The 10,776-nt window shown below is 54.7% G+C and carries 12 protein-coding genes; 4 read left to right on the forward strand and 8 right to left on the reverse strand.

Annotated elements, in window-relative coordinates:
• The first annotated feature begins 261 nt into the window (after window positions 1-261).
• Window positions 262-1,026, forward strand: a complete 765-nt coding sequence (locus HPY71_14840) for a hypothetical protein (protein ID NPV54766.1) — start codon at window positions 262-264, stop codon at window positions 1,024-1,026.
• Here HPY71_14840 and HPY71_14845 read toward each other — a convergent pair.
• Window positions 989-1,345: a helix-turn-helix domain-containing protein gene (locus HPY71_14845; GenBank protein ID NPV54767.1), complete on the reverse strand. Its 357-nt coding sequence runs from the start codon at window positions 1,343-1,345 to the stop codon at window positions 989-991. The genes HPY71_14840 and HPY71_14845 overlap by 38 nt on opposite strands.
• Before the next feature lie 111 nt (window positions 1,346-1,456).
• Here HPY71_14845 and HPY71_14850 point away from each other — a divergent pair, with 111 nt between their 5' ends.
• Window positions 1,457-2,533 (forward strand): CGNR zinc finger domain-containing protein, encoded by a 1,077-nt coding sequence (locus HPY71_14850; GenBank protein ID NPV54768.1) that lies wholly within the window; start codon window positions 1,457-1,459, stop codon window positions 2,531-2,533.
• Window positions 2,505-3,617, forward strand: a complete 1,113-nt coding sequence (locus HPY71_14855) for a site-specific integrase (protein NPV54769.1) — start codon at window positions 2,505-2,507, stop codon at window positions 3,615-3,617. Before HPY71_14850 ends, HPY71_14855 begins: the two co-directional genes overlap by 29 nt.
• Before the next feature lie 11 nt (window positions 3,618-3,628).
• Here the strand turns inward: HPY71_14855 and HPY71_14860 are convergent, their stop codons facing one another.
• The 4 genes from HPY71_14860 to HPY71_14875 form a co-directional block, all read right to left on the reverse strand.
• A complete protein-coding gene (locus HPY71_14860) occupies window positions 3,629-4,402 on the reverse strand; it encodes a DUF91 domain-containing protein (protein NPV54770.1) in 774 nt (257 codons plus the stop codon).
• 172 nt (window positions 4,403-4,574) lie between these two features.
• Entirely contained in the window at window positions 4,575-4,772 is a 198-nt protein-coding gene (locus tag HPY71_14865; GenBank protein ID NPV54771.1) for a hypothetical protein, read from the reverse strand.
• 200 nt (window positions 4,773-4,972) lie between these two features.
• Window positions 4,973-5,464: a hypothetical protein gene (locus tag HPY71_14870; protein NPV54772.1), complete on the reverse strand. Its 492-nt coding sequence runs from the start codon at window positions 5,462-5,464 to the stop codon at window positions 4,973-4,975.
• Window positions 5,454-6,143: a hypothetical protein gene (locus HPY71_14875; GenBank protein NPV54773.1), complete on the reverse strand. Its 690-nt coding sequence runs from the start codon at window positions 6,141-6,143 to the stop codon at window positions 5,454-5,456. The genes HPY71_14870 and HPY71_14875 overlap by 11 nt, the downstream gene beginning before the upstream one ends.
• Before the next feature lie 98 nt (window positions 6,144-6,241).
• Here HPY71_14875 and HPY71_14880 point away from each other — a divergent pair.
• Window positions 6,242-7,431, forward strand: a protein-coding gene (locus HPY71_14880; GenBank protein ID NPV54774.1) for an IS3 family transposase whose coding sequence is annotated in 2 segments (ribosomal slippage) — window positions 6,242-6,497 and window positions 6,497-7,431 — 1,191 coding nt in all. Because the reading frame shifts where the segments join, the coding sequence is not laid out codon by codon here.
• Between the two features lie 236 nt (window positions 7,432-7,667).
• Here HPY71_14880 and HPY71_14885 read toward each other — a convergent pair.
• From HPY71_14885 to HPY71_14895, 3 genes are all read right to left on the reverse strand, one after another.
• The gene (locus tag HPY71_14885) at window positions 7,668-8,618 is read right to left on the reverse strand and encodes a tyrosine-type recombinase/integrase (GenBank protein ID NPV54775.1); all 951 of its coding nucleotides are present in this window, start codon (window positions 8,616-8,618) and stop codon (window positions 7,668-7,670) included.
• A 277-nt stretch (window positions 8,619-8,895) separates the two neighbouring features.
• The gene (locus tag HPY71_14890) at window positions 8,896-9,882 is read right to left on the reverse strand and encodes an IS256 family transposase (protein ID NPV54776.1); all 987 of its coding nucleotides are present in this window, start codon (window positions 9,880-9,882) and stop codon (window positions 8,896-8,898) included.
• A 46-nt stretch (window positions 9,883-9,928) separates the two neighbouring features.
• On the reverse strand, window positions 9,929-10,720 hold the full coding sequence (locus HPY71_14895) for an ATP-binding protein (protein ID NPV54777.1): 792 nt from the start codon (window positions 10,718-10,720) through the stop codon (window positions 9,929-9,931).
• Between the last annotated feature and the right edge of the window lie 56 nt (window positions 10,721-10,776).

A 10,776-nucleotide genomic window follows, 5' to 3' on the forward strand; every position in this document is an offset into this window, starting at 1 on the left:
GCATGACCCATGCCCTGATGGCCCAGAAAGGATGATGCCTCTGGATGATGAAAACAGGTAATTTCCCTTGCTCACGATAGGGAATTCTATTTGCTGAAAACAGGGAATTTTACTTGACGAAAAACAGCAAACTGCAGCGGGTGGAGCTCTTCTCCGTCAACTCCAGCGAGGATCTGCAGAAGAAGATCATAGCCCCGGCCCTGGAGCTTTACCGTTCCGTGTAGGCCTGAGCTATCGCTCAGGAGGAGGTGCGAGATCGCCGTGAACTTGTTCGAGCTGGCCTTTGCATCCTTTCTCTATTCCGGGCTGACCGGCTACAGGGAGAGCTACCTGGAGTTCAGGAGAAAGGTCGGGGGCGACCCCGACTTTGCCATCCCCGCCCATCATGATTTCCTGCTTGATTGGCTGAACAGGTGGGGTTGTAGATTCGAGAGAGATAAGCGCCCCCGGGCTTCATCGGCGATCGGGCAATGGCACCGCCGGTACGGCTCAAATCTATGCCCTGCGGCTAAGGGCATCTGGGGACTGAACCACAAGGAGCTGGATGCCTTAGACGCCGCCTACCAAGACCTGCGGGACCGACCCGTCTTCTGCTCCGAGCGAGGCGGCAAAGCGGCTGGAAGGCGTATCGGGCCCACGGCGGCCTCAAAGATACTCTTCGCCTTAAGGCCCCGGGCCGCGCTCGCCTGGGACGAAAAGATGCGAAATGGTTTGAGGAGAACTCTTGGCGTGACCACCTACAGGCAGTTCCTCTCACTGGGCAAAGACGAAAGCATCGCCCTGGAGAGGCAATGCAGGGAGCACGGCATAGACCTCGACGGCCTTCCGGAAACGCTTAATCGCGCCGAGGCGACGCTTGCGCAGCTGATCGGGGAGTACTACTGGGTCATACATACGAAGGGCATCGTAATGCCGGATCCCGAGGTGCTTGAGCGATGGCTGTCCTGGAGCAAAGCCCCCGCAAGCTTTGGGCCTCCAGCTGCTGCCGTCAAGGGCGCGGGTTCTGATCGCCATCCCCACGCCTGAGCTTGTCCAGCACTTCCGCCAGGTCGAATCGTATGTATTGACCACAGCGATAATGAGGCAGGGTTCCCTGGCGGGCTGCTCGCCAGCACCAGGAAACCGGAACCTGCAAACGCAGGGCAAGCTCCTTCGCGGTTATCAACCGCTTGGGAAATCCGTCTTGTGCGGCTGATGCGCCCTCAACGCCGGCTGGTTTTCCTCCGAGGGGCACCTGGTCCCCATCCGGAAGGGGCTTTGCGATCAGACGCAATATATCCTGTGGCGGGATGTTTGCCCCAGAGCGAAAAGCGTAGGCCGAATTTCTCCGGTTGTTCCTGTCCATGGTCCTCCTCCTTGACTCCTCCGAACTAATCAATATATTATCATTATAGCGATTATTATGAAAGGCTGTTGCAAAAGCCCCTGGGATTCCAGCGACGTCGTTGGAGGACTTATGAAGAGCAATTACGATTCGTCACAGGCGATGAAGGCGGCGGCCGAGCGGTTATTGGGTCGCGCCATCAGCGAAAAAGAGTGGAATAACTGCAGGCCCAAGGGCTCACCGCCCTATGGGGACCTCGATCTCCGCGCCTGCCTTGAGCGCATGAAAGATGCCTCGACAATCCCCCTTTATCGCTCCAACCTCAGCATGGGCGGCTTCTGGTATGGAGGCGACTACGACATCGACGCGGAGGGGTACGTCTTCTTAAAAGAAGGCGGCAAGCTACATAGGTACCGCGTTTCCGATGAAATATTCGAAATAGTCGATGAGTTTTCGGCGCTGCTTTCAGGGATCGGAAAAGACAGGGCCGCTTCGGCAAGGACCAGCGCAAGGCTCCGGCGCAGGGTGCTTGAGTTCGTGCGCAGACGCGGCCTCCTGGGACTTGCTTTTCTGGGCTTCGATGCATTTCTGAAAGGGCCCTCGGGGCACTGCATGGTCGCCATCGGCGGATCGTGGACGTGTCCCGCAAACTTATATTTCCTTCCCTACCTTGTGGAACCTGCAGATATAGAAAAGCTCGTCTTTCCCAACGGTTTCAGGCTCCCCTCGGGTCTCGACGAAATCCAGCCCAGCGATGTAGCGGAACGATTCTTCACGATCTACCGGGAACACATAGACGAGATCATCGATGCCTTTCTGAGATTCCAGGAGGAGCTGGGGGGGTTCAAGTTTGACCCATCAGAGGGCGCCGCAACGTACGCCGACCGGACCAGCGAGTTCTACAAAAACGCGATAGCCACGCCGGATGAGTTCGCCTTGGAGGAAGACAGGTTGTTTGGAACCAGCCTGGATTTTCCCAGCCTAATAGCCGCGATATTCCTCGCCACGGTGAACATGCGAAAGCGCGGCTGGAGGGTGAAGGCCTGCGCCAACGATAACTGCGATTCGCTGTTCCTCGCCCAACCCGAGAACAAGGTGAAGCGAGAGCGCCTGTTCTGCAGCACGAGGTGCAAGAACGCGCAGGCTTATCGCAATTGGGCTCACAAGCAGAGGCACGACCATGGGTTACGTGTACAAGAAGACACTTAAGGGAGGTACTCCTCGTTACTACGCCATTTACAAGCAGCCTGATGGGAAATATCGATGGGAGGCGGCGGGCAGGCAGAAGCAAGCCGCCGAGGCGCTTCTCAAGCGCCGCGAAATGGAGATCGCCGCCGGCACATACGGCAAGTTATCAGAGATTTCCTTTGATGACCTGGTTGAGAAGTTCCTGGAAGAATATGTTATGATCGCGCTCAAGCCCCGCACGCAGGCGGATTACGAGCAGGTATGCGGCAAGCACCTCGTCCCCTACTTCGGCAAGGTCATGGTTTCGTCGATCTCCACTGCCGAGATACAAAGCCTCGTCAAGGCAAAGCTCTCCGAGGGGCTATCCGCAAGAACGGTCAATAAGATCCTTTCCATCCTGTCCAAAATATTTGTCCAGGCTATCAAGTGGGGGTTTGTTGACGGTAATCCGGTCGCCAACGTCGACCACCCGCGCGAGGAGAAGAAAGAGATGGATTTTCTTTCTCCCCATGAAGTCAAGATGCTCTTAGATGCCTGCCCTCCCGATTTCTATCCCCGCGTGCTCTGCGCCGTCACCACGGGGATGAGAGAAGGCGAGCAAGCGGCCCTGATAAATGAGGATGTTGATCTTGACGGAAATCGCATCCATATCAGTCGTTCCTTTTCCGGAGGACATCTAACGAGCCCAAAGAGCTTCAGGAGCCGGCGCACGGTGCTCATTACCCCTGTGCTCTCAAAGACTTTGGCGGAGCTGAAGCTCAAGACCGGCGCAAAGCCTACGGACCTCGTCTTCCCCGGCGATGATGGCGGCTACATGTCGCCCCACGTGCTGTCGCGAAGGTTCGAGAAAGTCCTCAAGGCCGCCGGCCTTAGGACCATCACCTGGCATTCCCTCAGGCACACGTACGCCGCGCTGATGATATCCCTGGGCGAAAATTTAGTCTTCATTCAGCGCCAGATGGGGCACAGCAGCATCAGAACCACGCTCGATCTCTACGGCCACCTCATGCCCGAGGCAACCTTCGGCGTGGGCGAAAGGCTTGACAGCCTGATTTTCGGCGATGATGTGAGCCGTTTCCCGCGATTCTCAACGCGGCAAGGCTAGGCAAGGTGTTTTCACCAGCCTAGCGCATCAAGCATTTCCTTATCGCCCTTTTCAATAAGATACTCTCTTAGAGAAGCCGGCGAATAATATTTGTATTCGATGCCATGATGGTCTAGGGAATTCTGAAGGTTCTTTGGGACATGGTTGCCGATTAACATCACCCGGGTTGTTGGATTAAACTCGTCGACGAAGAATCCCTCGTAATCCAATAATTGAGCAATATGCTCTCTCTTTATCGTCCCCTTTTTCAGCTCAACAATCAGCGTATCTCCGCGCCCATCCTTGAACAAAAGGTCAAGTACCTTGCCAGAGATATTTACCTGCCTCCCTTTTAACTCAAGGCCATCCTCAATTAGCTCCGGATACTTTGCCAGTATGTCTTCAAATTGTTTCTCCGTAAGCTGCAAGGTCTTCTCGCGTATCACCCCTCTTGCTTCTGGCACTTTATCTACTTGTGCTTGTGTGCGTGGCTCTTTCTTAAAAGCAATCAAAGACTTATCTTCTGAAACATCGTAATTCTTGCTTGCAGCCCTACCATAAAGCCTATAAGGGACTTTCCCAACCAATTCGTCCCTTATTCTCATGTAATTGGGCCTGAACTGGTTTGCGGGACCTTGCCAAAGCAATGTTGCCTTATCACCATTCTCTAACAGAAAGACTCTGCCCAACACTCCCTCGCTTGAATTATATGTTCCTCCAATTATTTCCTTATTTTCGCTGACAGCCTTCCTGTCGGTCCCCCTGGTAAGCAAGCCCCTGACGATTAGCGATTTTGCTCTTCTCATATATGGTATAGTCGTATTGGTGCTCTTCCCTACAAGCTAACGCTCGAAGTCTTCGTCTGTCATTATGGGATTGACGCTCGCCAGATAAACGATTGCTCCTTGCATTAGCTCCATAGCATTACCTACCTTTGTGTATATCCCTCTGTAGCTTTCATGGAATTGTGCCTCTTTGCTACTTGTTTAGGAGTATGTCTCCGCTCTTTTCAGCAATAGACAGCATCAAACACTCGATAGCCCTTCTGAAATGCTTGCTCTCCAGGTCCTTCTCCCAAAAATTTTGGCCTTCATCAATTTCAAACTTCAAATCCTCTATTACCTCAAGCCCAACAGTAAACCCCTCCTGTATCAGTTGGGCGAGTGACTGATTCATCTATTTATTGGTTTGCCGGGTTGGCCTTGGATTCAACTATCCGCATACTCTTTCTCTTAAGTTCTGAGCCTCGCCAATATAATACCTGCCCTGTTCGCCTGGTTTATATGCATACCAGCGATAGATGGCAGGTCGTAAGAAGTCCTGTCATCATCTGATATTATTAGATACACCCTTTATGAAGCATGCTATTTCTAATTTCATTTCCCTATACTGTCATCTTTAAATAACCGAGCCAGTATCCTATCTAACTCCCCCTTGCTGTGTGTATTCAAAGATATTGCTTTACCGCTTTCTTTATGGATAATGATGAATTCTCTTGCTTGCAGTTCTTTGACTGCATCTTTGTATTGTGATTCTGATAGTCCGGTCATTTTTCTCACATACGCAGGCGAAACATAGTTGTCTCCCCAGCAACCTTTCCTCCATAGCTTTTCTACAATAAGAGTGGCTTCACCACATAACGATACTTGGTTATCTTCTTCCTCCGATAGCCTCTCTTTAGCCGTTCCTTCCTGATTAGAAATAACAGCGTATTCGCTTGATAGGATCTCTTTCACTGTCAGTAACCAATCGTCATTAACACATGGCCAACAAGCCTCGAAGGGAGCTCCAAGTCTTGACAAGCACTGCAACAACTCTGATGGATGCAACCCCATGCTCTTTGCTACTTCGCTAAGCTTAGTTGACACCAGTTATCGCCTCTAGAATGAAATCCGGTAATCTCTCTAGGAAGAACTCCGCCTTCTTTTCGTTTGGGAATTCGATGGACAAGGAAATGCTGCTGGGAGTATTCGGAATGATTAGGGCGGGAAACCCATACCTTATGTCATAACTTGCCTCATCTATACAAGCAAAGCTCCAAAACACACGCGCAGCAAGTTCTTCTCGTATTCCGGTTTCTCCCTCGCTAATGCTGTTCCATACTTCACAGGTAACTGGCATGAAGACTACCAGGCATCCTTCATCTTTCTCGAAGTAATATAACTCAAATATGACACTTTCGTTCTCCTCGATCTTCTCTATGCTTAATGAGCCTGGAAATGCTTCTTCAATTTCCTTGTTCTTCTTCTCAACCTCTATCCTTGCAGTCTCTCTTACTGCTTGAACTTGAGCAATCTCATATATATGCTTCCACTCCTCACGTGCTTCCCATTTCTCCCTTATTTCGGGATCTTCGTCTTTGGCCTTCATCAATGCTCTATATGCATTTCTCGCTTGCTCTATTTCTGGTGCAACTTCCATCATCTTTACAAGTTGCCTCTCGAGACCTTTTATGTATTCCTCCATGGAATGCCTAGCCTCATCATTCAACATCTTCTCAAGGCCATTTCTTTTATGCATAAGGGATTCGATTTCACGATCAAGCACTCTTATCTCGCCCTCTAGCTTACGGAGATCTGGAATTGACCCGCTTTCGTTGACATCCTGGATTGGGGGATAATGGGTCCCTCGAGAAAGGAGAGAGCATGGCACAAGGAAAACCCTACCCACCGGAGTTCCGGACCGAGGCGGTGAGGCTTTACCGCATGGGCGGGAGGACCCTCGCAGAGACGGCCCGGGAGATCGGCGTATCCGACTGGACCCTGGCCCGCTGGGTACGCCAGGCGAACATCGACGAGGGCAAGGCAGAAGGGCTCACCACCGAGGAACGAGAGGAACTCAACCGCCTGCGCCGGGAGAACAGGATCCTCAAAGAAGAAAAGGAAATCCTGAGAAAGGCCGCGCTTTTCTTCGCCCGGGAGACGGATCAGCGGCGATGAAGTTTTCCCTGATCGACGAAGAGAAGACGCACCATTCGGTCTCCCGCCTGGCCAGCGTGCTTGGTGTGTCGCGCGCCGGCTACTACGCACAAAGGAAAAGGGGTTTCTCGAAAAGGAGGACCGAGGACGAGGAGCTGAAGGTCCTCATAGCGAAGATCCACGCCTCCTCCTTCGGCACCTATGGAGCTCCCCGCATCCACGCCGAGCTCGCCCAGGTTCACGGAATCCGGGTGGGCAAAAAGAGGGTGGCCCGGCTGATGAAGGAGCTCCGGATAGAGGGGGTGTCCAGGCGGAAGAAAGGGAGGGCCGGAAGGCAAGCCTCGGATCTCCCTCCGGCCCCCGACCTGGTGAAGCGGGTCTTTTCCGCCTCCCGCCCGGATGAGCTCTGGGTTGCGGACATCACCTACATCCCCACCTGGGAGGGCTGGCTCTACCTGGCTGCCATCATCGATGTGTGTACGCGCAGGTGTTGCGGCTGGTCGATGAGGAACGACCTTTCCGCGAACCTGGTCATAGACGCCCTGGGAATGGCGGTGACCTTGAGAAAGCCTCGACCGGGCACCATCCACCATTCCGACCGGGGAAGCCAGTACGGGTCCTTGGCCTTCGGAAAGACGCTACGCGAGTCGGGAATCATCCCCTCCATGGGGAGCAAGGGTGACCCGTACGACAACGCAGCGGCGGAGAGCTTCATGGCCACCTTGAAGACGGAGCTCATCCACCGCAACCGGTTTAAAACCAGGGATGAGGCGAGGTTTGCCGTCTTCCGTTATATCGAAGGTTTCTACAACCCTAAAAGGAGGCATTCAGCTCTGGACTACAAGAGCCCGGCGGAGTATGAAAGAATGCTTACGGAAACTGAAGAGGCAGCGGAGATGGCCGCTGCCACAATTTGAGGTGTCAACAGAAACGGGGCAAGTCCATTGTCTAACTAGGGATAGACCTCAAACACCGATGCTACCCATATAGAGTACCGAAAATCAACCAAAACGGAATTTGATATTTGTGCAGCGCGGGAAAGGCCACTAACGATAACCTTATTTATAGTAAACGAGGTAGCTGGGTGAGCTGGCTTTATGGGCCTCTGGGTGGGGGAGTTATCGTAAACGAAAACGGGGAAGATTGAATTAGGTCAGCCTCTTTTCGGCAGCAGACCCTTGTATATGGAGGCTACGCCCTCAACATACTCCTCGTCAGAGCGATGGGCATAGACACTCACTGTCTTGAGGTCGGCATGGCCAAGATACTCGGCGATGACATCGAGCCTTTGGCCGCGCTGCGCCAGGTGGGTGGCGAAGCTGTGGCGGAGAGTATGCGGGGTCACATCTTTGCCGATGCCAGCCCGCTTTGCATATTTTCGGAGCGCATGGCGGTAGGTGGGCGGGTTCATAGGGACCCCATCCTTGGTGGTGAACAGATAATCATGGCCTGCTTCCGGGCGAACTTGCCGCCACTTCTCCACTTCCTCCAAGACCCATGGGTCTATAGGGATGTCCCGAGATTTGCCCCCTTTACCGTCTCTCACGATGACCGCGGGGCGCGGCTTCTTGGAGTGCTTGAAATAGAATCCACCAACGATATCGTTCAGCTTAAGGTTACAGAGCTCGCCTACACGCAGACCGGCTACATAGTTAAGCACCAACATGGCCTTGTCGCGTCGGCCAAGGGTCCTCCGGAGGTCCGGCATTTGGAGCAGGCGGTATACTTCGTCCTCCGCGAGGACTGTGAAATGGCCGTTCTCAGCCCGCGGGAGCGCTATATTCCTCGCTGGGTTGTGTGTGGCCAGCCCGTTATCCACTGCCCAGGCGAAGAACGCCCTCAGCGCGGCTAGGCGCCGGCGGAGGGTGGCGGGGGAGACGCCGCGGGCCATCTCATGGTCCCTGAAGGCAGCGACGTGTTCGATGCCTATGTCGCCCAGCGAGGCGTCTCGTTGTGTTCCAATGGCTAGGAAGTCATAGAAGAGCTCGAGGTCGCTCCCATAGCTCCTTCGTGTATTTCCTGGTGGGATGGTTATAAGGAAGCGTCGAGTTGATTCTGCGAGTCCGGCTCCCCTCGTAATCCGCACTACTTCGACGCTTCCCATTGTTGCCTCCTGTTTGTCTAAATATGCAAACTAATATTTACCAATTAATTATAATGCAAGATAATGACAATCCTAGTTGTGCTTGAGTAAAGCCCACGATCTTCTGTAGATTTCCACCATCCAAGATAAAGGCTTCCATCTTATATCCCGGAGAAGAGTTGGAGCCGCCGCCTTTTCCTCCGGTTTCGCAACCCAAGGGCAGATGGGCATAGCGTCATGGAGGGCATCGGCCCTCTTGCCCTTGAGAAGATTCTTTATTCGGTTGTCAACGTAGATGTTATGATGCGATCCTCGCCCGCTCGGGCTTTCCTTCCCCCGCCTCTTCAGCCAGCAGGCCCATATCGAGGTATCGCCTCCCGGTCTCCCATTCCTCTGACTGCTCGACGCACAGGGCGGCGATGAGCCGCAGGGCCGCTTCCCGGTTGGGGAAGATCCTCACCACCCGGGTCCTGCGTCTTATCTCCTCGTTCAATCTCTCCACGCAGTTGGTGGTCCTTATCCTCCGCCGATGGCTGGCGGGAAAGTGGAAGCATGCCAGCACATCGTCTGAGGCCTCCTCCAGCTTCTCCGACACCTCCGGCCGTATCTTGCTCCACTTCGCCACCGTCTCAGCTAGGAAGCGGCTGGCCACGGAGAGGTCGGGGGCGTCGAAGATGGCCCGCAGTTCTTGGTGGAGGTCCCTCTTCTGCCCCTTGGGTGCGTAGGAGAGGAGGTTGCGGATGAAATGGCACTGGCACCTCTGCCAGGCCGCGCCCTGGAAGTGGCGGGAGGTAGCGGCCTTGATCCCCTCGTGGTCGTCGGAGATCAGAAGCCTCACCCCGGCCAGGCCCCGCCGCTTGAGCTTGCGGAAGAGGTCCGACCAGGTGGCGGTGGACTCGGTATCGGCGATTTCCACCGCCAGAATCTCCCGCTTGCCCTCGGCCGATATCCCCACGCAGATCAGGATGCCCTGGGATATCACCTTGCCGCATACCCTGACCCTCTCGTAGCGGGCATCGATTATGAGGTAGGGATATTCCCCATCAAGGGACCGTTCCCTCCAGGCCTCGAGCTTCTCATCAAGCTGCTTGGCCAGTTTGGAGACCAGCTGGGAGGAGAAGGCGCGGCCGCACAGCTTCTCGGTCACCTGCGCCACCTTGCGGGTGGACACCCCTTTTAAGTACATCTCCATGAGGGCGAGCACCAGGGCCTTGTCCGAGCGCTGGTAACGCTCGAAGAGGGAGGTGGAGAAGGTGCCGCCTCGGTCCTGGGGTGTCGATGTCAACGTAAAAGTGCACCGAAAATGGTCACGTAAAACTGCACCGCTCAAGTCAGTCTCCTTGCTTCCCGCTATACCGCTTCCGACCTGTGCCGCTTGATTTCTTCGCTTTCTCCTTCAATCTAAAGCTCTCGCCCGAGATGTTTAGAACGTGGCAGTGGTGGAGGAAGCGGTCAAGCAGCGCCGCCGCCAGGGTGGGATCCGCGAGGTAATCTCCCCACTCCGCCACCCCCTTGTTGGTGGTGACCAGGATCGAGCCCCTCTCGTAACGCGCGTTCACCACGCTGAAGAACATATGGGCCTCCCGCGCTCCCATGGGAAGATAGCCCACCTCGTCGATGATGAGCAGCGAGCAGCCGGTGAAGACCCGCAGCCCCTTGGCGGATACCTGGGCCCGCGTAAGCCTGCGGATCATGTCCTCTAGGGTGGTGAAGTAGACCTTGTGGCCGGCCTTGACCGCCTCCACCCCGATGGCGATGGCGAGATGGGTCTTTCCCACCCCGGGCGGGCCCATGAGGAGCACGTTCTCCCGACTGGAGAGGAAGCGCAGCTGGGCGAGCTCTCTCACCATGCGGGGGTCGATGTCGGGGTTGAAGGAGAAATCGAAGGAAGAAAGGGTCTTTACCAGCGGGAAGTGGGCCAAGCGCATGAGCATGGCGTGGCGTTTCTCGGCCTTGCTCTCCATCTCGGCTGAGAGCATATGGGAGAGGAAGTCCGAGTAACTCCATTTCTCCCGCGTGGCCCGGCTGAGGATATCCTCGAGGCTTGCGGCCGTGGAATTGACCCGCTTTCGTTGACATCCTGGATTGGGGGATAATGGGTCCCTCGAGAAAGGAGAGAGCATGGCACAAGGAAAACCCTACCCACCGGAGTTCCGGACCGAGGCGGTGAGGCTTTACC

Source organism: Bacillota bacterium (assembly GCA_013178125.1).
GTDB lineage: Bacteria > Bacillota > SHA-98 > Ch115 > JABLXJ01 > JABLXL01.